Below are 23537 nucleotides of genomic sequence, written 5' to 3'. Positions count from 1 at the left end.
GTTCCGGTAGGGGGGTGCCCATCTTCTCTGCAGCAGCGTCAGCTAGTTAAATCGGAGAATATAAATCAAAGGTCAGTAAGGGGCAGGTAGTGTAGAGGAAATACCGCCACTATAAAATCATTAGAGCCTCGCTTTCGTCTAAAACTATAGCATATGATCTCTCTCTTTGCCTCCGTTGCCGCACTTTTGCTCGGCTATGTATTGTACTCTAAGTTTGTTGAACGAGTATTCGGGGTTGAGCCGGACAGGAAGACCCCGGCCATCACCCTGCGGGATAACGTTGATTTTGTTCCCATGCCTGGATGGAGGATTTTCCTTATACAGTTTCTGAACATTGCCGGCCTGGGTCCCATTTTCGGTGCTGTGGCAGGGGCTATGTGGGGGCCTTCCGCTTTTCTTTGGATTGTACTGGGAACGATCTTTGCCGGAGGGGTACACGACTACCTTTCCGGAATGCTTTCTCTCCGGCACAAAGGGGAAAGTATAACAGAGATCACCGGTTACTACCTGGGAGGTGGCATGAAACAGTTTATGCGGGTTTTCACGGTGCTGCTTATGGTGATGGTCGGAGCTGTCTTCGTCATAGGGCCCGCTAAGATACTGCACGGCATGACGGGCGGTTTTGGGGGCATGAGCCTGTGGGTATGGGCTATCTTTATTTATTATGTCCTGTCTACCGTCCTGCCGATCGATAAGTTGATCGGCCGCATTTACCCGGTGTTCGGGATTGCGCTTCTTTTCATGGCTGCGGGAATAGTGGTGATGATGGTGACGCAGGGCATTCAGGTTCCTGAACTGACGCTTACGAACCTTGCTAACCAGCACCAGGACCCGGAGGGGTTCCCCCTGTTCCCCATGCTCTTTGTCACCATTGCCTGTGGCGCCATATCCGGGTTTCACGCTTCACAATCTCCCCTCATGGCACGCTGCATGACCAGCGAACGGCAGGGCAGAAGCATCTTCTACGGTACGATGGTAACAGAGGGAGTGGTTGCCCTGATATGGGCAGCCATCAGCATGAGCTTCTTTGGCGGAGTTAAGGAACTGAACGAGGTGATGGCAGTGCAGCAGGGGAATGCGGCCTCCGTCGTCAGTGATATATCCAATACCCTCCTCGGGAAAATAGGGGGAGCCTTGGCCCTTCTTGGGGTAGTGGCCGCGCCCATTACCTCGGGCGACACCGCCTTCCGCAGTGCCCGCCTGATCATTGCAGACTTTCTACGCTCCAGGCAAAGCTCCCTGAAAAACAGGCTCCTGATCAGCCTGCCGCTCTTTGCGGTAGGGTATGGCCTAACTTTAATTGACTTTGGAATCGTATGGCGGTACTTCGCCTGGACAAACCAAACGCTGGCAACCGTAACGCTTTGGGTCGTGACGGTGTTCCTGATAAAGGAGGGGAAGAACTTTTGGATAAGCCTGGTGCCGGCTGTATTTATGAGCGCAGTGGTAGTCTCCTACATTCTGCTTGCCCCCGAGGGCTTTCAACTACCCAATGAAATTGCCTACGTCGTGGGTACAGGTGTTGCGGGTCTCCTGCTTTTGACGACTCTGTTGAGGGTGTACCGCCGAAAAACCAAATTAGAGGTAGAACTGGCCGAGTAAAGAAGGAACGCTTGTTGAAATTATCCTCAGAGCCCCACCTCAAGGATAGGGGCGATAATTTTCTGGTTATGGTATCTTGGCAAAGTATACGGAACTGGCAGCGCCTGCCATTTTATAGTTGCAGGCGCAATTGTTACCTCCGGTAAAGTATGAGTTTATCTGCTGGCAGTAAGAGATCTTTCAGAAGTGCGGTTTATTTCGGTGAAGCTTCTAAATTTGCGACCTGTTAGATTTTCACCAAACCCAGTTCTCATGCAAACACCCTCTACCAAGCCAGGTATACCTCCCTTCCAAAAGTATTTGCTGCTACCGCTCTTCCTGCTCACGCTGCTGCTGTCGCAGAAGCAGGCGGCAGCACAGGTTATGTATGAGGGCGGCTCTAACGTGCAGTTGCTTTACGGAAGGCACCTGAACCAGTCCGGCGACCTGGCCACCATCACCTTTGAGCACTTTGGCATGGTGGGCGCATGGGAGCATTTTGGCTTTGCGGACCTCTCCAATGATGTGACCTTGGCCGGACCATCGCTGTATTCGGAGTGGTACCCAAAGCTAAGCCTTAGCCGTGCCACGAAACGGGAGGTAGCGCTGGGACCAATTAGCGATGTGTTGTTGGGCGGCGGAGTGAATGTACTCTTTGGTGGCGATGAGGATTTCTTTGTGTACCTGCTGGGGCCAGCCTTTAAGTTCCGGCTGCCCGGGCAAGGATTGCTGCAGCTCGAAACGTTCTACTACAAGCAGCACGGCTCCGCGTACAGCGGTACGTACCAGTTTACCCCGAGCTGGGATATACCTTTGCCAGCCTCCGAGAAAGTGCACTTACGCTTCCGCGGCTTCATGGACTTCATCGGCGACCGGGGGCCGGGCACTACCCAATTCCTTGCGCAGCCGCAGTTGCTGCTGGACCTAGGCAACCTGCGCGGCAAACCAGGCAAAGTATATGCCGGCACCGAGTGGCGTTACTGGCACAATGTGGTAGGCCTGGAAGGGATTAACGAGTCTGTGCTGCAACTGAACGTGCTGTTCCAATTATAATAGGCTGCAGTTATAGGACAGTCTACGTTTTAGTAAAAGTACTGTGCGAAACTGGCATTAGCTGAGGAGGCTTAGAAGGCCACTTCCTGTTAATAGCATAAGCAGGCAGTACAGCATCTGTATATTGCTTTTTGTTTTCTTTGAACGGTGTCGCTTAAAAAAATATGATACTCCAGGTATCCGCTTACTTTAGCTGGGGATTTACCGTCGTGTAAATCCCCAGCTATAATGTAGGTTGTTGCAAATCCAGTTAGCTCTTATTTCGGCTTCCCCGCCTGGCATGGCTATGCTCACTTTGCGGCAGAAAGACCCATAACCTTTACCCATCTCAGAGCTTAATAGCCCATCTCTTAGGGGGAGATACCTATCCATCTCTACTCTATATCTAAACCTTTTGAGGAGCCTACTAACTTAAAATGGCTGCTTAAAATTCCTGCTCCAACTTTCTGTCTTTAGGAAACCCAATTTTACTCTATGGTTTATGGTTGATCTTATATCTCATGATACTTTTAGATGTAGGTAATTAAGCACTTACTAATAACAATTTGTTAATGTAAATATAATCTGCAATAGAACTTTATTATTATGGCCATATTTTCAAGGTAGTGGCCTGTTTTTTAAAGATTTGTTAGCAAACCTCTTTAGTGATTAGTAAATAAGTAACGAGTTAAACAAGACTTATGAAAAAAAGTTAAAGAAGTTTTGTTAATAAGGTAAAAAAATCACTCCTTTATACGGTGATTGAGTCATAAATCACTAAAGTGTAGCCTGAATAAGTATAATCTAGTCTGGAATTTGATCAACGTCGGCTGAGATAAACTTAAGAAGAGATCTTATTTGTAGGACAAAAAATGGATATCACGCCTCAACGCTATTGGCTATAGTACACGCATACGATCAGCAACTTTAAACAGGAACAGAATCACTACTAAACTCTGATGTTGTTATGAATCAAAATTTACAAGGAAAAAACAATAGAGGCTCCCGTCGGAAATGCTCGCTGCTACTGCTGGCATTGCTGGGGATTGCCCCTTTTGAGGGAATTGTCATTGGGGCGAATGCCACTGCCTCCGTCCCGGTAGTTGCTCTTAACTCCTCCATTCGCGACATGCAGGATGGGCCTGTGTCGGGGGTTGTGAGAGATGAGAATGGGGTGCCGTTGCCAGGGGTATCTGTTTCCTTGAAGGGAACCAATACAGGTACGATCACAAGTGCTGATGGCCGTTTCTCAATTAATGCGGACGGTATTACGCAGCCAGTGCTTGTTTTCTCATACATAGGTTTTGAGAGAAAAGAGGTAGCTGTAGGAAATCAAACTACATTAACAATCTCGCTTAAGGAAGATGCAAAAGCGCTTGAGGAGGTTGTTGTTGTTGGCTATGGTACTCAGAAAAAAGCTAACCTTACAGGTGCAGTGCATCAGGTAGAGGCAGAGGCGCTGGAGGACAGACCCATTACAAATGTGACTTCCGGTCTACAGGGGTTGATGCCGGGTGTAACCATTACAGGGGCCACCGGAGCACCAGGGAACAACGGAGGTGATATTCGCATTAGGGGGATTGGTACCTTGGGTAACGCTACGCCGCTTGTGGTGATAGATGGAATACCCGGAGGTACACTTGACCTGCTAAACCCCAACGATATAGAGAGTGTGTCTGTGCTAAAAGACGCAGCCTCCTCCTCTATATATGGTGTGCGCGGCGCCAACGGCGTTATTGTGGTGACAACTAAAAAAGGCACAGGCGATAAGCCAAACATCTCCTATAACACTTATTATGGGTTGCAGACACCAACAGCATTGCCAGAATTCCTGGGTTCACCAGAGTATATGGAGTTGCTGAATGAGTCGCAGGTGAATGCTGGCAGAAATCCTACCTACTCTCCTGAAGAAATAGAAACTGCACGTAACGGCTCAGACCCGAATTACTTTGCCAATACAAATTGGATTAAGGAGGTGGTTAGGAAAAGCGCACCACAGCAAAACCATAATCTGAGCATTAACGGTGGTGCTAAAAACATCAACTATTTCATGTCTTATGGCTACCTGAAAGAGGGCGGCCTGGTAGTAGGGGATGGCTTCAAGGCTAATAGGCATAATCTGCGAGCCAAGATCAGCACAACCCTGATGGATCGTCTGGATGTTACCGCCAACATAGGCTATATAGACCGGGCTTACTCCGGGCCTGCCACCGGGACGGGACCTATTTATTCTGCTCTATCGATTGTTCCGCTGGTTCCAGTTCGTTTTACAACCGGTGGTTGGGGTTACTTGGGCGGGCAGAGCAATCCGGTGGCTGTAGCCACCGATGGTGGAACCAATGATTTTGGGTCCCAGGAGTTTACAGGAAACCTGAATGCCTCCATTAGTCTGTTCGATGGCTTTAAGCTGAGGGGGCAGTATGGCCTTATCAGTTCAAATTCAAACAGGACCATCTTTACTAAGACAATAAATTACTACAGCCCGGATACGGGGCAAAGGATTTACAGAACCGGCTATCCTAACAAGATTGATACCCGCGATTACAGAAACTTGTACCAGACTTTTATAGGTACGGCGGAGTATGAGAAGCGCTTCAGTGATCAGCATGATGTAAAGCTATTGTTGGGGGCATCGCAGGAAGAAACCATAGGCAACAACTTTGCTGCGACCAGAACTAACCTGGCCTCTCAGTCTCTTGGCCACATCAACTTGGGTACCGAGAATCAACTCAACAGCGGAAGCTCTTCCCAAAATGCGCTACGGTCTGCCTTCGGAAGGGTGAATTACGGTTTCAAGGACAAATACCTGGCAGAGGTTAACTTCCGGTACGACGGTTCTACCAGGTTTGCAAAAGCCGTGCGGTGGGATCTGTTTGCTGCAGCGTCGGTTGGCTGGGTGTTCACCGAAGAAAGCTTCTTTGAAGGCCTGAGGGATGTTGTAGAGTTTGGTAAAATCCGCCTCTCCTACGGAACACAGGGGAATGACCGGGTCGGTGACTTTGCCTACATGGACATTCTGGGCCCGTTTGAGACCATGCCCATTGGCAATGAAATCACCTTTGGTGTTAGGCAAACTGTGGTTGCTAACCAATTGCTAACCTGGGAGTCAGCAACAAAGAAAAACGCAGGTATTGATCTTGCCTTCCTGGGGAACCGCCTAAACATATCAGGTGACTACTTCATAAACGAGACGGATGATATTCTGCTTGTGATCCCGCAGCCTGGCGTGTTTGGTGCTCCAGAGCCTCCTCAGAATGCCGGAAAGGTAGAGAATAAAGGATGGGAGCTCCAATTAGGCTGGAACGAAAAGAAAAATGATTTCCAGTACGGCGCTAACTTCAACATCTCTGATGTAAGAAATAAGGTTGTGGGATTGGGTGGTACCTTAGCTACGTATGGGGATAGAGTTCGCTTGATTGGCGAGCCAATTGATGCATTTTATGGATTGGTAGCTGATCGCCTTGCCCAGGAATCTGACTTCAGGTATGATCCAGAGACTGGTAGCTTTGTACCGGACTTTCCTTATATAAAGGGAGATAAGATTGCCCCTGGCGACATTATCTATAAAGACCTGAACGGGGATGGAGAGTTGACCTTGGAAGAGGACAGAAAGGTAATTGGCAGCCATATTCCAAGGTATACCTATGGTTTCCGTGGCAACATGGCCTGGAAAGGCGTGGACTTTAGTTTCTTCCTGCAGGGAGTAGGAGAAGTGGACGGTTACCTGTATGGATCTGCCCGGCATGCCTTTGCCACAGAGAGTAACATGCCTCAGAAAATACACCAGGATCGTTGGACTCCTGAGAACACCGATGCGAGCTATCCGCGCTTAGCATACCAGTTAGGTCATAACCAAAGGCTTTCTACTTTCTGGCTCGAAGACGCCTCCTATCTTCGACTTAAGAATGTGCAGGTAGGTTATACTTTGCCTGTCAGTCTCACAGAGAAGTTCAGGGTAAGTCGTCTACGTATTTATGCCTCTGCAGACAACCTGCTGACAAAGACTGATTTCTTCTATGGTTTCGACCCGGAGTCTCCGGTAAGTGACGGAAACTTTTACCCGCAAGTGAAGACGTATGTAGTTGGCCTCAATATTAACCTCAAGTAAGCAGTACCATGAAAAAGAGAATATTATACAGCTTAGTACTTAGCGCTTTCCTGTTAGGTTCCTGCGACGATGACTTCCTGGAAAGAGCCCCTCTGGATGAAATTTCAAACGAAACATTTTGGGAGGATGAGGATCAGCTCGTGCTGGCGGTAAATGCGCTATACGCCAATGTAAAGGCGAAAAATACAGTAGACATGGAGAACATGGGGGATAACACCCTATGGCCTTCCTCTACGCAGTATCAGCTCATAGGAAGCGGTAACTTCGGAAATGACTTAAGTACGCTTAATACCGAATGGACCACTCAATACAGAGGTGTGCGCCAGGCAAATGCTTTCCTTGAGAACTACCAGAAAGCAGATGTTGATCCGGCCAGAAGGGAAGCACTGGCAGCAGAGGTGCGTGTTATCAGAGCACTGATGTACAGCTACCTGACCAGCTTCTGGGGTGATGTGCCTTTGGTTAAGAATACCCTCTCCATTGATGAGGTGTATGTGCCACGAAACCCGAAGGAAGAAGTAGTGAACTTTATACTTCAGGACCTGGAGGAAGCTGCTCAGCACTTACCTGCAGAGATCCCGACGGGAGCAAACTTGGGGAGAATGAGCAAAGGGGCAGCCTTAGCCCTGAAAGCAAGGGTTGCCCTCTATAACGGGCGCTGGGATGTGGCAGAAAAGGCTGCTAAGGAGGTGATGGACCTCGGTGTTTACCAGTTGTTTACTTCCGGGGACCCGAGCAGAAACTACTACGACCTATTTACTTATAAAGGCAAGCTGTCTAGGAATAACAACCGGGAAACTATTATTGCCCGGCCACATTTGGAGGATCTGGTTCTGCACAACTTAAGTCGTGAGATTCAGGTGCCTGACCAGGTGGTGCGCTGGAACCCGACGAAGTCATTGGTAGATGATTATTTGATGGAGGATGGCCTTCCTATCGAGATATCCCCCCTATACAGCGTGCAGACGTATGAAGATGTTTTCAAGAACCGTGACCCTCGCATGACGCAAACGATCCTGGAGCCAGGTGCAGCGTGGGGAGGCCGGTATGACGGCAGACCGATCGCAGAAAATGAAAATCCGGATATCTTCATGGTACCCAAGTTTAGCTCCGACAGAAGGGGGGCGGTGACCATTACAGGATACTATTTTACAAAGTATGCTGAGTTATCTACAGTTGGTTTAGTAGGCCGGGACGCAAACGACATACACCTGCTCCGCTACGCGGAGGTTTTACTCACTTATGCTGAGGCAAGGCTGGAGCAGGGTAAGCTGACGCAGGAAGACATCGATATGACGATCAACCTGCTGCGCGACCGTGTGGGGATGAAGCACATGAACCTGGCGGAACTAGCCGAGAACGGATTGGATGTGCGGGAGGAAATTCGCCGTGAGCGCCGCATAGAGCTTGCTCTAGAGGGACAGCGCTACTTCGATATCCTGCGCTGGAAGCAGGGGGAACTACTCGCTCAGGACGTAAAGGGTACCAATGTTAACTGGCTCTCGAACCCTGCTTCTGCGGCAAACCTGCGCAAAGACGAAAACGGTTTTATCGTTGCCTATACCGGGAGAAGCTTTGATCCGTCAAGGAACTACTTGTGGCCGATTCCGCTATCGCAGTTGGAGCGTTTCCCTGACCTAGGGCAAAACCCTGGCTGGTAAAAAATATAGCCTGCTCAAAGGTACTGTAGTCTGAGATGCGCTATAGACGATCTCAGCTACAGTACTTCTAATACTGCAGTTACCAGGCGCGATTTGGCTGCTGCTGAGTTAGCTGGAACAACCTGCCCCATAAAGTTAAGATGGAGGAATTGTTGCCTCTAACATGGGGTGTACAGGTTTTTGAGGAGGTGAATAGCCTAGCGAGTAAGCACCTCATATGAGAGAAGTTCCACTTATCACCAGCCTTTGTTAAAAGATTAAAAGCACTGAAAAAATAGTTATAATGAAAAATGTAAAGATACTCTTACTAGGTCTTTTGATGAGTTTTTCGTTTTTCGCATGTAAAGACGATGACTTGGGAGATCTTTTGCCTCCCGATGTTGATTTCAACTTCACCCCAGCAGCCCCGATAGTAGGGCAGGAGATTCTGTTCTATGCCGACCGTAAAGAGGGGTCTGGGGAAGTAGCTGAGTGGAGCTGGAGCTTTGGCGATGCGGAGGGCTCTACCTCGAAGAAAAGAAACCCCTACTTTACGTTTGCCAGTGCAGGCACCTACCAGGTGACGCTTGTGGTGCGGAATGCAGACGGCGCCCAGCATGAGGTGACTAAAACTGTTGAGGTAGCGCCGCCGCCGAAAGAGTTTCTCGCCAATATCGTTTGGGAGTTCACAAACAATGCGGCCGTAACACATATCAATGAAGGCTCTAGCGCCCCGGTTATTGGCGATGACGGCACCATATATTATCTGGAATCCAGGTTTGGCTCCGTGGGTAATGTGGTAGCCGTAACAGACCAGGGAGAGAATGCACAGTTAAGATGGGCCACAGAATTAGCCGGCTATATTGCCAATGCACCTTCTATTGGTACTGATGGCAGCATATATGTGAATACTTGGGCAAATGACAACATGGTATACAAGTTGAACGGTGCAGATGGGGCTATTATGTGGAGCGGCGCCGGCAGAGGGGCTTCCAATACAACGCCTGCCGTAGATGCCGAGGGCAACATTTATCATGGCTCGAGGTTCACAACTGGCGATGGCGGTGCTTACTCCTGGAGCCCATCGGGCGAGAAGCGCTGGGAAATTATAGGCGTGGGTTCTTTCTATTCTGCTCCTGTTCTCAGTAAGGATGGCAACACTGTTTACTTCTTGAATACGAGCGAGGGTAAAGTATGGGCCATTAATACAGCAGACGGTACCAGTAAATGGACGGAGTCTGTTGGTATGGGCAGTGGCACGCACGGCAGTTCGCTGTCGATGGATTCCGACGGCACGATTTACTATACCACGAATGCGCATGTGGTAGCCATCGCAGACAACGGTGAGACCGGCGCTGTAAAATGGTCTGCCGATGTTAAAGGCGCTGCCCAGTCTGGTGTGGTGATCGGCCCGACCGGTGAACTTTACACTGGTGCCGGAGCAGGACTGGTATCCCTTAACCCGCAGAACGGTGCAGTGAACTGGACTTACCCTATGAGCACCAATGAAAGTGTGCCAGCAGTAGATGTTGAGGGCCGAGTTTACATTGGCTCTTCAGATGGAAAACTGGTGGTGGTGAATGCCTTGGGGCAGCTGCTTAAGGAAATAGAGTTGGGCGATGGTGTGGTAAACTCCCCAACGATAACCGAAGACGGAACAGTCTTTATAGAAGCGACAAGTGGTGCCAACATCAAACTGTTCAAGATAGCGGTAAACGAAAGCGGTCCTGCCGACTCCCCATGGCCAATGAAAGGCCAGGATGTGAAAAGTACAGGACGCGGACGATAAATACGAACAGCAATCTATAGAGATGACTTCCCTGAAAAAGTATAAACCATTCGTCTTGTTGCTCCTGCGTTACCTGCCAGATGGTGATGGATCTGAATGGTTTATACTTTTAAGGCGCCTACATGCTGGTGGCGCATCTTTTAAGTATAGCACCCAAAGTATAAGCTTCATACTTCCAGCTTTCTAATAAGCATACCAATATGAAAAGATCAATTCTGGGATTGATTGCAGGCGCTGCATTCCTAATAGTCTCCTGCGGCAAATCCTCCGACACAACAGACCCTGCTCCAGTAGATAAGCCGGTTGATGGAACAGAAAAAGTAGAATCTGTGAAGGTGATGGCCTATAACATTCATCACTGCAACCCCCCGTCAAAACCAAACCTGATTGACCTGGAAGCTATCGTAACTGCCATCCGTACCGAAAAGCCGGATTTGCTGGCCTTGCAGGAGGTGGATGCTTATACAGAGCGGTCAGGTACTGTTAACCAGGCCCAGGCAATTGCCAGCAAACTGCAGATGAGCTACTTTTTTGCCAAGGCAATAGACTACAAGGGTGGAGAGTATGGGGTGGCGATTCTCTCCAAATACCCCATCTCAGAAACGGTGGTGCACCGGCTTCCGACAAAGGCAGGGAGCGGGGGAGAGGCCCGTGTGTTGGCTACAGCAAAAGTTACCCTGCCTGACGGCACCTTTATACGGTTTGGTAGCACCCACCTGGATGCCCAGTCTGACCCTGCTAACAGACTGCTGCAGGTAGAGAAGATTAATGAAATTGCGGCTGCAGAGGCCCTGCCGCTTATCATTGCCGGCGATTTTAATGCTACGCCCGGATCTAAGGAGATCAATACGCTTGACGAGCGCTTTAAAAGGACTTGCCAGGCCTGTGCTCCGACCATTCCGGCCACCAGCCCAACCAAAGCCATAGACTTTATCGCCTATAAGCACCCCGCCGACAAGTTCAGCACACTTTCACATAAAGTTGTGAATGAGCAGTATGCCTCAGACCACAGGCCTGTGGTGGCTGTCATCGGTATTAACTAGCAGTAATAAAAATAAAAAGGAGTTTGATGGTTTCTGTACCAAAAGCACTGCACTTATCACTGGTGATACTGGCACTTGTTGAGCCAGCAAATGCGCAGCTAATAGAAACGCTAAGAGCTGCTACCATTACGGATACACTGAACAGTTGATCTGGCGACGGCAAGAGGGTTAAATCCATCATGGAGGATATCGGCCTTAGCCCTGTCGCTGACTTTGACTTACATGCAGGTGACTTAGGCGATTTGGGATATGGCGGGTATTTTTAGGAAGTAAAAGCATTATTGGCTTCGAAAAACAGGAGCTTTACTAAAATATATTAAGTAAACATTTATACTTAGTTAAATTTTTTTAAAAAGTATTTGCTTTTAGCTAAATAAATACCATTCTTTAAGTAGTTTATAGCAGCTATGAAATGAGTACTTTAATTCTTGAGAATTCATACTTGGATACGCTCAATAATATTGAAAGGAAGAAGCATACCCAAAAAATCAGGATCGTAAAGCATTTATATGTAAGCGGTCCGAAATCCAACGCAGAACTATGTAATGATTTTCATATAAGTTCTCCCACCTCAGTGGGATTTCTAAACGAGCTTATGGCTGAAGGTCTGGTTGAAAAGCAGGGAAGAGGCAAGTCTGAGGGGGGAAGGAAGCCTGATCTTTACGGGCTTCGAGATAACTCACTGTTTATACTAAGTATAGCTATGGGGCAGTTCAGAACCAAGATGGCTATCTTTGATAATAACAATAATGACATAACCGGGGTGCAGAGCTTCCCAATTCGTATTTCGGAGGACTTGGCGGCAGTAGACCAGTTGCAGGAGCATGTGGCAGCCTTGGTTGCCGGGGCAGGGATCGACCCGGAAAAATTAATGGGTATCGGGATAAGCATGCCAGGGCTGGTCGATTCTATCGAAGGCAACAACTTTACCTACATGCGCACGAACTTGAAATCCGAGTCGCTGCAGGAAATACTGACGCGCAAACTCGGCAAGCCGGTGTTTATCCAGAACGACGTGAAAAGCATTGCCCTTGCCGAACACCGATTTGGTATTGCCCAAGGCAAGAAGGATGTGTTGGTGCTCTCTTTAGACTGGGGTGTAGGCATGGCCATTATCATGAATGGGAAGCTATGTACCGGTACCACGGGTTTTGCCGGTGAGATCGGTCACATTCCGTTTGAAAATGATGGCGTCCTGTGTTATTGTGGCAAGCGGGGGTGCCTGGAAACCGTGGCATCGGGTATTGCGCTTGCCAATATGGCCAAGGAAGGTATAAAGTCAGGCCAGCACTCCTTGTTGAATGAGTTGTCTGACTATGAGATAGATAGCATAGAGCCACAGTTGGTCGTAGACGCAGCCAAAAGAGGCGATCAATATGCCATCAATATCCTGGCAAAAGTTGGAATGAACCTGGGCAAGGGTATTGCCACGCTTATACAGTTATTTAACCCGGAGTTGATCATCCTGGGAGGCAGAATGGCTGAGGCGAAACAGTATATAACCACTCCCATTCAGCAGGCCATTTATACTTATAGTATGGCGCAGCTGAGGGAGAAGACGGAGGTTGCGATAACAAACTTGGGCAAGGATGCCGGAATTTTGGGCTCTGTGGCAGTGGTGATGGAGAATATTTTTCAGGATCAGTTAGCGTCAGAGGGCTGACCCAGCCAGTCGACTACTGGGGCTTCAGAGGCACCTGTCCGTCGGAGTAGTAATGTAAAATAACCTTGCTGCCATAGCTAAACTCGGGTGGGTAAGGAAGTATAAATGAATGATTTTTCTGCTGTAGCCTTACCGGAGTGCCGCAGAAAAACATGGAAGAGCAGTTTTAAGGCAAACGTAATTCATGGCGGAGGAACAGAAAGTAATAGGCATAGATATCGGGGGCACTAAAATCCATATCGGGTTGGTGCAGGACGGTAAAGTGACAAAGGAAATAAGGCTCTCAACTTCTGCAGAGGCCCCCCAGGCCCGCATTTTACAGGAGATAATAGATGGAGTAGAGCAGGTGATAGAGCCTGGCGTGGCAGGTATTGGGATCGGCGTACCGGGGCTGGTGGATGAGGGGCAGGGGATTGTGCACAATGTGCTGAACATTCCCTCCTGGCGGGAGGTGCACCTGAAAACACACCTCGAAGATTTTTTCAAGAAGCCCGTTTTTGTTACGAACGATGCCAACTCCTTTGCCGCGGGAGAGAAGATGTATGGCAAAGGCAAGCCCTATGAAAATTTCGTCGGCGTGACGCTGGGAACCGGCTTTGGTACCGGCATTATTATTGGCAGCAACCTCTATTCCGGTAAGTTCTCAAGCGCAGGCGAATTTGGAGGAGTACCCTACCTTGATAAGACATTGGAGGACTACTGCAGCGGGAAATTCTTCCTGAACAAGTATGGCATGCCTGGTGCAAGGGTGCAAAAACTTGCTCAGGAGGGTGACGAAGCAGCGCTGAGCATCTTAAAGGAGTATGGCCATCACCTGGGTAATGGTATTAAGGTGATTCTCTATGCCATTTCGCCGGAGGCTGTTATCCTGGGCGGTTCTGTCTGCAGGTGCTTCCCCTTCTTTAAGGATGCCATGCTGGAAAGTATAGAGGCTTTCCCCTTTAAGCTTGTGACAGATCAGCTTGTTGTGGAGTGCTCCTCGATGAGTAATTCCGCTATACTGGGGGCTGCAGCTCTTTTCAAGATGAGACACACTGATAGCCTTAAGGGCCATACAGCTTTAGTATAAGACGAAGCCCTGAGATTTCGATACCAGACAATTTAAGCTAAGCATAGCGTGGCCCCGGTCTTTTTGTAAAAGATCGGGAGGTGGAGGCGATTGCTAAAAGCAGGACAAAAGTATGAACTAACAAACGATACATTTAATGAAAAGACTTATACCATTTGTTTCTTTCCTGCTTATTGCTGCAGCTTTTCTCTTGTCCTGCTCTGAGAGGCTCTCCTTATCTGCCAACGGTAACAGGCAGGTAACGGTCATGTCTTATAACATCCACCATGCCAACCCGCCAAGCAAAGAGGAGACAGGGGAGATAGACATTGACGCCATTGTGGCCGCCATAAAGAGGGAAAACCCTGACCTGGTGGCGCTGCAGGAAGTGGATGTTAACACGGGGCGCTCTGGAAATGTGAACCAGGCAGAGGCGATTGCAGCCAAACTCGGTATGGAGGCCTTCTTCGGAAAGGCAATCGACTACGACGGAGGGTACTATGGCGTCGCTATACTTTCGAAGTATCCTTTATCGGAGGCTATTGTTACGCCGCTGCCAGAGGATGCCGATCCAGGAGCAGAAGACCGTGTAATAGCCACCGCGAAGGTAGAATTGCCCGGTGGTTTGGTCATTCGCTTCGGGAGCACGCACCTGGATGTGAGGAGCGCTGAAAACCGGGATCAACAGGTAAGGGCTATAAATTACATGGCCGCCGAGGAAACCATACCCTTTATTGTGGCCGGTGATTTTAACGCCATGCCGGAAAGCAATTCTATTGCTGAGTTGGACAAGGCGTTTACCCGCACCTGCACTACTGACTGCGAGCCGACTATCCCGGTAATCAACCCCAAGAGAGCTATTGATTTTATCGCTTTCTCAAAAAAGTCGCCTTTCAAGGTTGTCTCGCAGCGGGTTATTCCGGAAAGATACGCGTCAGATCACCTACCCGTGGTGGCAACCCTGAGCTATTAGTATTTACCGCTAATGGATGTAAGCTGCAGGAGCGGTATTGGTGCTGCTGATGGTCTCTTCCTGTGCCTCAAAATGGATGCGTAGCACATCTGCGCCAGGGTTGCTGTTACTACTGGTTCATCAATCCTAAGCACGCAGCCTGCCGATGGCCTGATCAGGTGCGTTGTTCCGAGGCTTGGCTCCTATTTCACAGTAGATGGTAGGCAAACGGCTCAACGCAGCCAAATGTTGGGGCACCAAGAAGGGGAGCTGTGACGGTTGCTATCGAGATAAACCACCAGTAGGACCAAGCCATCAAGAGCAGCTACAACGCACGCCATGAGCCTTAGCAGGAAGGGATTGTAACTAATAAAACTACTAACTATCGATTAACCTTAGAAAATGAACTTTTGCCATGAATCGTAGGAGCTTAATAAAATCACTTGGATTGAGTATTGGTGCGGCAGTTATCAGCACCGATGCACTCGCTAAGCTTGGGGAAAACAGATACGGGTACAGAATACCAGCCAACCCTTTGCATAAACCCATGACCAAACCGGTAACTGCGATTACACTTGGGGCTGGTAACCGTGGTACGGTGTACGGGAACTTCGCTGCCAACTTCCCGGAGCAGATGAAGATTGTGGGTGTTGCTGAGCCAATCCAACTTCGGAACGATAGGTATGCTTCCACGCACGCCATCCCCGAGGAAAACCGTTTTGATACCTGGGAGAAGGTTTTTGAGCGGCCAAAATTCGCGGATGCAGTAATTATCTCCACTCCCGATTACATGCACTATGCGCCATGTATGAAGGCCTTGGCAATGGGGTATGATATACTGCTGGAGAAACCGATCGCACCAACCGAGAAGGAATGCCGCGACATCCTGGCGCTAGCTCAGAAGACCGGCCGGATTGTGGCTGTTTGCCACGTATTGCGCTACGCTCCCTACTTTGTGAAGATGCGGGAGTTGATAGGGCAGGGAGCCATTGGCGAGGTGATTAGCGTGCAGCATTTTGAACCGATTGAACATACGCATATGGCCCACTCCTATGTGCGCGGCAACTGGCACAACTCTAAAGAAACTACCCCGATCATACTTGCCAAGTCCTGCCACGACCTTGATATCATTAAATGGGTCATCAATAAGCAGAGCAAGCAGATAGTGGCGATGGGCGATCTGAAGTGGTTCCGCAAGGAAAACGCCCCGGAGGGAAGCACTGCCCGCTGTACGGATGGCTGCAATGTGGAGCGCGAGTGCCCGTATTCTGCTATACGGCATTACCATGATAACCGAAGAAGAACTTCCGTGCTGAACCTGCCAAGCGATAAGAGTAAGCACAGCGAAGTGATTATGGAGCGCCTAAAAACGACTAACTACGGCCGCTGCGTGTACCGCATGGATAATGATCAGCCGGACCACTATGTTACCAGCATCATGTTCGAGGATAACGTAACAGCGAGCTTCTCTATGGAGGCATTTACCTCTTACCATGGCCGCCGGACCCGTATTATGGGATCCATGGGCGATATGGTGGGGGATATGAAGGAACTTGTCATCACTGATTTCCGGACAGGTAAGTCCACCACGTTCGAGCCTAAGGCAGAGGATGTGGAAGGGTATAAGAACAGTGGTCACGGAGGCGGCGACTGGTTTCTGGTCAAAGATTTTGTGCAGGCAGTGGCGCAGCAGAATCCAGCCCTGCTCACTTCTACCATAGATGACTCCATTGAGAGCCATATTATGGGCTTTATGGCTGAAAAGAGCAGAAAGAAGGGAAAGGTGATGCCTATTCAAATGAAACATGTGTAGTTTAGGTGAATAGTGAGTAGAGAAAGCCTCGGAACTTAGTTGTTTTGAGGCTTTTTTCTTTCTCTGATCCTAAAACTGAAAGAGCGTTCACTTCTCTTTGCACTTCCGCCCGGTTCCCACTGATGAACCTTAGGAGCTTGCCGGAGTACCTGCGGTAGGCGCTATTCCACAGCTGTGATTTGCTCTTGTAGGACTTGAGATGATGTTTATCCATCAATTCATGTTAAAAACTAAAGGTTTGCCTTTGAATTTTTAGCAAATACTGATTACTCACTTGGTTTTTTGCAGACTTTAGAATATATTGATTCCTTAAAATGCATACCTGCGGTTAGGCCGGATTCTCTTGTGCCCGTTTTGCTTTAAGGGTGACCCGCTGCCTGGTATACGTTTTAGTCTCATTCTTACATTAACTTAACACTCGGGTTTAAGACCTCACTCTTTACTTATGGCGGAAAATGTATATGACGCAATTGTAGTAGGCTCAGGAATATCTGGTGGCTGGGCGGCCAAGGAGCTTACGCAAAAAGGATTGAAAACAATAATGCTGGAGCGTGGCCGAAACATCGAGCACGTGAAGGATTATGAGAACGCGACAAAGGATCCTTGGGATTTTCCGCACCGGGGGCGGAGAACGCAGCAGATGATCGAGGATTACCCCGTGCTGAGACGCGACTACCCACTCAATGAAACCAACCTGGATTACTGGGTGAACGAGCAGGAGAGCCCCTACACTGAAGTGAAGCGCTTTGACTGGTATCGTGGCTATCACGTAGGCGGGCGCTCCCTGATGTGGGGCCGGCAGAGCTATCGTTTAGCAGACATCGACTTTGAGGCAAATGCCAAGGAAGGCATTGCCGTGGACTGGCCGATCCGGTACAAAGACCTGGCGCCCTGGTACAGCTACGTAGAGAAGTTTGCAGGTATAAGCGGCTCCAGAGATGGCATCCCGCACCTGCCAGATGGCGAGTTTATGCCTCCAATGGAGCTTAACTGCGTGGAGAAAGACGTGGCCCAGCGCCTGAAAGACCACTACAAAGGCAACCGCCACATGATCATTGGCAGGGTGGCCAACATCACCCAGCCGCACCACGATCGCACCAACTGCCAGTACCGCAACAAGTGCTGGCTGGGCTGCCCCTTCGGCGGCTACTTCAGCACGCAGTCGGCTACCCTACCGGCGGCCATGGCTACAGGCAACTTAACCCTGCGCCCCTTCTCTATTGTGACCAAGGTGATCTACGACAAAGACACCAAGCGGGCCAAAGGGGTGGAGGTGCTGGACGCCGAAACGAATCAGACCTATGAGTACTTTGCCAAGGTGGTCTTCCTGAATGCCTCTACGCTCAACACCACCTGGGTGCTGATGAACTCTGCCACCGATGTGTGGGATGGCGGCCTGGGCAGCAGCAGCGGCGTGCTGGGTCATAACCTGATGGACCACCACTTCCGCCTTGGTGCTTCCGGTGTGGCCGAAGGCTACGAGGACAAGTATGTATACGGCCGTCGCCCGAACGGTATTTATATCCCGCGCTTCCGCAACCTCAACGGCGAGAAGCGCGACTACATCCGTGGCTTTGGCTACCAGGGCGGAGCCGGGCGTGAGGGCTGGGGGCGCGAGATAGCCGAGCTGTCGATCGGTGGCGACTTTAAGGACGCCCTGACCGAGCCTGGGAATTGGACCATGGGCATCACCGCCTTCGGCGAAATCCTGCCATACCACGAGAACAAGGTAACACTTGACAAGAACAAAAAAGACAAGTGGGGCCTGCCCGTGCTCGCCATTGACTCGGAGCTGAAAGAGAACGAGATGAAGATGCGCAAGGACATGATGGAGGACGCCAAGGAGATGCTGGAAGCGGCGGGCCTGAAGAACGTTAACTCCTACGACGCCGGCTACGCCATGGGGCAGGGGATCCATGAGATGGGCACGGCACGTATGGGCCGCGACCCTAAGACCTCCGTGCTGAACGCGCACAACCAGGTATGGGACGCCCCGAACGTGTATGTGACCGACGGTGCGGCCATGACATCCGGCGGCTGCCAGAACCCGTCGCTCACCTACATGGCCCTCACGGCCAGAGCGGTAGACCACGCGGTGGGCGAGCTGAAGCGCCAGAACCTCTAAGAAACCATTGCATGCGGGAGACTGAAGTATAGCGTGCCCTCGGCAAGAGCAAACAGCTGCGCCACCTGTACTTCAGCCTTTTTGCCATCCTTTTCTTTTTTAAATCTTACCCTAGAAAACTATGTCCGAGAAAGAGAGTAAGCCATCCCCAAACAACTCCAGAAGGAACTTCATGAAAGTCGGCGCTTTGGCCGCAGCGGGTTTCTTTATAGTGCCGCGGCATGTGCTGGGCAAGGGCTATATCGCCCCAAGCGACAGGCTGATAGTGGCAGGTATAGGCGTAGGAGGGATGGGCGGCAACGATATCAACGGCGTGTTCAACAGCGGCAAGGCCGATATCGGCTTTCTCTGTGATGTGGATGATCGCCGGGCGCAGAAATCAAGGGAGAAGTTCGCTAAAGCCAAGTACTACAAAGACTGGCGCGAACTGTTTGAGAAGGAAGCCAAGAACTTTGATGCCATCACCGTTTCCACCCCCGACCACAACCATGCCGTGGTAACCATGGCTGCCATGCAGCTGGGCAAGCACGTATATGTGCAGAAACCCCTGACACATGACATTTATGAGGCCCGCGTCCTGACCGATGCTGCCAAGCGCTACAAGGTCGTAACGCAGATGGGCAACCAGGGCTCCTCCGGAGATGGGGTGCGCCAGCTGCGCGAGTGGTATGACTCCAAGGCCATCGGCGACGTGCACACCGTGTATTGCTGGACCAACCGCCCCGTGTGGCCGCAGGGCATTCCGTGGCCCGCCACTAGGGCCGAGGTGCCGCAAGGGCTGGACTGGGACCTGTGGCTGGGCACGGCCCCTTACACCGACTATGTCGAGAAGCTGGTGCCGTTTAACTGGCGCGGCTGGTGGGAGTACGGCACGGGCGCCCTCGGCGACATGGGCTGCCATATCGTAGAGCCGGCATTCTCGGTGCTTGACCTCAAATACGCCAAAGACGTGCAGGCCAGCGTGGGCAGCGTGTATGTGGATGAGTTTAAGCGCGGCTACTTCCCGGAAAGCTGCCCGCCCTCCAGCCACGTCACCCTCACGTTTCCTAAATCGGACAAGACCAAAGGCGATGTGACCGTTTATTGGATGGACGGCGGCATTCAGCCGGCGCGTCCGGAGGAACTGGGCCCGGAGGAGGTATTTGGGGATGGCGAGAACGGTATCCTGTTCATCGGCACCAAAGGCAAGATGGTGGCCGGCTGCTACGGCGAGAACCCGCAACTGCTGCCAACAAGCCGCACTGCCAGCTTTAAGGTAAAGGACAAGCATAAACTAACCCGCGTGCCGGGTAGCGCTGGCGGCCACTACAACCAGTGGGTAGAGGCCTGTATCGCCGGCTACGGCAACAAGGAGGTGAGCTCGCCATTCGAGATTGCCGGACCGCTGACTGAGGCGCTGCTCATGGCTAACCTTGCCATCCGTGGCATTGATATCCGTGTGCCGAAAGCAGATGGCAAGGGCTTTAACTACCCGGGCCGCGACAAAAAGCTGCTGTGGGACAACGACCAGATGCGTGTCACTAATTTTGATGATGTAAACAGATTTGTGAAGCGGGAGTACCGCCCGGGGTGGACGCTGAGCGTCTAAGCCCGCAGCTCTGAAAGTATAAAAAGAACCATATCGCTGTAACAACAACACAATGAACAGAAGAGAAGCATTAGGAGCCGTTGGCTGGATACTAGGGGGTGCCCTGATAAGCGCCGACCTGTTGGTGTCCTGTACCGCTAAACCGGTAAAGTATAACGACCTGTTCGACCAGGAGCAGGTAGCTTTCCTGAATGAGGTAGGCGAGACCATCCTCCCTGAGACCAGCACCCCCGGCGCCAAGGCCGCTGATGTGGGAGGCCTGATGGCCGTAATGGTACAGGATTGCTATACCAAGGAAGACCAGCAGGTGTTCCTGGACGGCATCAAGAAAATTGACGAGGCCAGTGAGGACAAGTTCGGCAACAAGTTTATGGAGCTGACGCCGCAGCAGCGCACCGAGCTGCTGACTGCGCTGGATGCCGAGGCTAAGAAATACCAGGCCGAGAAGAAGCCGGAGGACCCGAACCACTACTTCCGCATGATGCGGGAGCTGACGCTGTTCGGCTTCTTCACCTCGGAGGTGGGCGCCACGCAGGCCCTGCGCTACGTGGAAACACCGGGCCGCTACGACGGTTGCGTCCCGTACAAAAAAGGCGACAGAGCCTGGGCCACCTAAGCCAGTAAAGTAATCCCCTCCTCGGAGGGGTAGGGGTGGGTTTATATGTATGAGCATCACCCTAGTATAAAGTATAACGCGCTGCACCTAAGCAATTACCACAAAGTAGGAGCAAAAAGGCAGCAACCAAGTATGACAAAGTATAAATGCAGCCGTACAAGCTTGTATTTATACTTTGTTTATGTGTTTAATCTGCTCCATAACAGGAGTCGAATCTAGTATAAAACTATGTCGAAGAAACTACGCTTAGGGATGATAGGCGGCGGGCAGGGCGCCTTTATCGGGGCTGTGCACCGGATTGCGCTGCGAATGGACGGAGAGTACGAGCTTGTCTGCGGCGCCGTCAGCAGCAACCCCGAAAAGTCAAAGGCCAGCGGCGAGTTGCTGGGCCTGCAGCCGGAGCGGGCGTATACTTCCTTTCAGGAGCTTTTTGAGAAGGAGAAGCAGCTGCCCGAGGAGCAACGCGTGCAGGTGATCAGCATCGTTACGCCGAACCACGTGCACTTTGAGCCGGCCAAACTGGCGCTGGAGAATGGTTTCCATGTGGTGCTCGACAAGCCCATGACCTTTAGCCTGCAGGAGGCATTGGAACTGCAAAAGGTGGCCAAGGCCGCTGGCAGGCGCTTTCTGCTTACCCATACCTACACCGGTTACCCCATGGTAAAGGAGGCGCGCCAGGTGGTGGCCTCGGGCCGGCTAGGCAAGATCCGCAAAGTATACATAGAGTACCCGCAGGGCTGGCTGAGCCGCTTTGAGGAAGGCGGCGGAAACAAGCAGGCCTCCTGGCGCACCGACCCTAGCCAGAGCGGCGTGGCCGGTGCCATGGGCGATATCGGCACCCACGCCTTTAACCTGGCCGAGTACGTGAGCGGCCTTTCGGTGACTAAGATATGTGCCGACATCAATACCGTGGTGGAAGGTCGCCAACTGGACGACGACGGGGCCGTGCTCTTGAAGTTCGACAACGGCGCCAGCGGCGTGCTCATTGCCTCGCAGGTGGCAGCCGGCGAGGAGAACAACGTTAAAGTGCGCGTGTACGGCGAGCACGGCGGTGTGGAGTGGCAGCAAAGCGACGAGAACACCATGCTGCTGAAGTGGCTGGACAAGCCAGCCGAAGTATGGCGCACCGGCGGCGGTTACGTAAGTTCCTTCGCCCAGCACAACACCCGCACGCCAGCCGGTCACCCCGAGGGGTACCTGGAGGCCTTTGCCAACCTGTACCGCAACTTTGCCCTATGCATCAAGGCCGACATGGCCGGCGAGCAGCCGAAGGCCGAGTGGCTCGATTACCCGGGCATAGAGGAAGGGGTGCGCGGCATGGCCTTTATCGAGGGCGTGATCGCCTCCGGCAAATCAGACCAGAAATGGATGGACTTTAGTACAGAAGTATAAGGGGGCGATGCAACGTATACCTTGACACTGTATGCCGAGCTCATTCCCACACCTAAAACGAGAGTATAAACTATGAATACAATCAAAGGACCGGCAGTATTTATTGCCCAGTTCGTGCAGGACACGGCGCCGTTCAACAACCTGAAGGACATCGCCCAATGGGCAGCCAGCCTGGGGTACAAGGGCATCCAGATCCCCACGCACGACCCGCGCTTTATAGACCTGCAAAAAGCCGCCGAGAGCAAGACCTACGCCGATGAAGTAAATGGCATTGTAGCGGAGGCGGGCATCCAGATCACAGAGTTGTCCACGCACCTGCAGGGGCAGCTGGTGGCGGTGCACCCGGCCTATGACACCCTCTTCGACGGCTTTGCGCCGGAGGCGTACCGCAACAATCCGAAGGCGAGGCAGGAGTGGGCCGTGCAACAGCTCAAGCATGCGGCCAAAGCCTCCCAGAACCTGGGCCTCAATGCTTGCGCCACCTTTAGCGGTGCCCTCCTGTGGCCGTACGTGTACCCGTGGCCGCAACGTGCCGCCGGCCTGGTGGAGACAGGTTTCGAGGAACTGGGCAAGCGCTGGACACCAATTCTAGATGTGTACCAGGAGTGCGGGGTGGACCTGTGCTACGAGACCCACGCCGGCGAGGACATCCACGACGGCATCACCTACGAGATGTTCCTGGGGGCGGTGAACAACCACCAAAGCGCCTGCCTGCTCTACGACCCATCGCACTTTATACTGCAGGCGCTCGACTACCTCGAGTTCATCGATATCTACCACGAGCGCATCCGGATGTTCCATGTGAAAGACGCCGAGTTCAACCCTTCGGGAAGGCAGGGCGTGTACGGCGGCTACCAGAACTGGGTAGAGCGCGCCGGCCGTTTCCGCTCCCTGGGCGACGGGCAGGTGGACTTCAACGGCGTGTTCAGCCGGCTCACGCAGTACGATTACAAGGGTTGGGCCGTGCTGGAGTGGGAGTGTGCCCTGAAGCACCCCGAAGACGGAGCCCGGGAGGGAGCCCCTTTCATCCAGGACCACATCATCCGGGTAACCGAGCGGGCCTTTGATGATTTTGCCGCCTCCGGCGTAGACCAGAGCATGAACAAAACTATACTCGGCTTATCCTAATACAGACCACACACTAAAC

General features: G+C 51.4%; 16 protein-coding genes. All 16 read left to right on the top strand.

Annotation, left to right across the window (positions count from 1 at the left end):
- Positions 1-153 precede the first annotated feature (153 nt).
- The 16 genes from OH144_RS13215 (at position 154) to OH144_RS13140 (ending at position 23518) form a co-directional block, all read left to right on the top strand.
- Positions 154-1602: a carbon starvation CstA family protein gene (locus OH144_RS13215; protein WP_266202720.1), complete on the top strand. Its 1449-nt coding sequence runs from the start codon at positions 154-156 to the stop codon at positions 1600-1602.
- Positions 1603-1854: 252 nt separating this feature from the next.
- The gene (locus OH144_RS13210; RefSeq protein WP_266202719.1) at positions 1855-2634 is read left to right on the top strand and encodes a hypothetical protein; all 780 of its coding nucleotides are present in this window, start codon (positions 1855-1857) and stop codon (positions 2632-2634) included.
- A gap of 946 nt (positions 2635-3580) precedes the next feature.
- A complete protein-coding gene (locus tag OH144_RS13205; RefSeq protein WP_266202718.1) occupies positions 3581-6721 on the top strand; it encodes a SusC/RagA family TonB-linked outer membrane protein in 3141 nt (1046 codons plus the stop codon).
- An 8-nt stretch (positions 6722-6729) separates the two neighbouring features.
- Positions 6730-8382, top strand: a complete 1653-nt coding sequence (locus OH144_RS13200; protein ID WP_266202717.1) for a RagB/SusD family nutrient uptake outer membrane protein — start codon at positions 6730-6732, stop codon at positions 8380-8382.
- Positions 8383-8737: 355 nt separating this feature from the next.
- The gene (locus tag OH144_RS13195) at positions 8738-10150 is read left to right on the top strand and encodes an outer membrane protein assembly factor BamB family protein (RefSeq protein WP_266202716.1); all 1413 of its coding nucleotides are present in this window, start codon (positions 8738-8740) and stop codon (positions 10148-10150) included.
- A 22-nt stretch (positions 10151-10172) separates the two neighbouring features.
- Positions 10173-10337 carry a hypothetical protein gene (locus tag OH144_RS13190; protein WP_266202715.1) on the top strand — a complete coding sequence of 55 codons (165 nt, stop codon included), beginning with the start codon at positions 10173-10175 and terminating at the stop codon, positions 10335-10337.
- 13 nt (positions 10338-10350) lie between these two features.
- The gene (locus tag OH144_RS13185; protein ID WP_266202714.1) at positions 10351-11193 is read left to right on the top strand and encodes an endonuclease/exonuclease/phosphatase family protein; all 843 of its coding nucleotides are present in this window, start codon (positions 10351-10353) and stop codon (positions 11191-11193) included.
- 703 nt (positions 11194-11896) lie between these two features.
- The gene (locus OH144_RS13180; RefSeq protein ID WP_266202713.1) at positions 11897-12856 is read left to right on the top strand and encodes an ROK family protein; all 960 of its coding nucleotides are present in this window, start codon (positions 11897-11899) and stop codon (positions 12854-12856) included.
- Positions 12857-13040: 184 nt separating this feature from the next.
- Positions 13041-13925 carry an ROK family protein gene (locus tag OH144_RS13175; RefSeq protein WP_266202712.1) on the top strand — a complete coding sequence of 295 codons (885 nt, stop codon included), beginning with the start codon at positions 13041-13043 and terminating at the stop codon, positions 13923-13925.
- Positions 13926-14061: 136 nt separating this feature from the next.
- The gene (locus tag OH144_RS13170) at positions 14062-14877 is read left to right on the top strand and encodes an endonuclease/exonuclease/phosphatase family protein (RefSeq protein ID WP_266202711.1); all 816 of its coding nucleotides are present in this window, start codon (positions 14062-14064) and stop codon (positions 14875-14877) included.
- Positions 14878-15403: 526 nt separating this feature from the next.
- Positions 15404-16669 (top strand): Gfo/Idh/MocA family protein, encoded by a 1266-nt coding sequence (locus OH144_RS13165; protein ID WP_266202710.1) that lies wholly within the window; start codon positions 15404-15406, stop codon positions 16667-16669.
- Positions 16670-17114: 445 nt separating this feature from the next.
- Positions 17115-18794 (top strand): GMC oxidoreductase, encoded by a 1680-nt coding sequence (locus tag OH144_RS13160; protein ID WP_266202709.1) that lies wholly within the window; start codon positions 17115-17117, stop codon positions 18792-18794.
- A 121-nt stretch (positions 18795-18915) separates the two neighbouring features.
- Positions 18916-20382 (top strand): Gfo/Idh/MocA family protein, encoded by a 1467-nt coding sequence (locus OH144_RS13155; RefSeq protein WP_266202708.1) that lies wholly within the window; start codon positions 18916-18918, stop codon positions 20380-20382.
- Between the two features lie 52 nt (positions 20383-20434).
- Positions 20435-20998, top strand: a complete 564-nt coding sequence (locus OH144_RS13150; RefSeq protein WP_266202707.1) for a gluconate 2-dehydrogenase subunit 3 family protein — start codon at positions 20435-20437, stop codon at positions 20996-20998.
- 228 nt (positions 20999-21226) lie between these two features.
- The gene (locus tag OH144_RS13145; RefSeq protein ID WP_266202706.1) at positions 21227-22390 is read left to right on the top strand and encodes a Gfo/Idh/MocA family protein; all 1164 of its coding nucleotides are present in this window, start codon (positions 21227-21229) and stop codon (positions 22388-22390) included.
- Positions 22391-22462: 72 nt separating this feature from the next.
- A complete protein-coding gene (locus tag OH144_RS13140; protein ID WP_266202705.1) occupies positions 22463-23518 on the top strand; it encodes a sugar phosphate isomerase/epimerase family protein in 1056 nt (351 codons plus the stop codon).
- Positions 23519-23537: the final 19 nt, after the last annotated feature.

This window comes from Pontibacter kalidii (assembly GCF_026278245.1).
In the GTDB taxonomy this organism is placed as follows: Bacteria; Bacteroidota; Bacteroidia; order Cytophagales; family Hymenobacteraceae; genus Pontibacter; species Pontibacter kalidii.
This window is presented reverse-complemented; position numbering and strand designations above follow the sequence as displayed.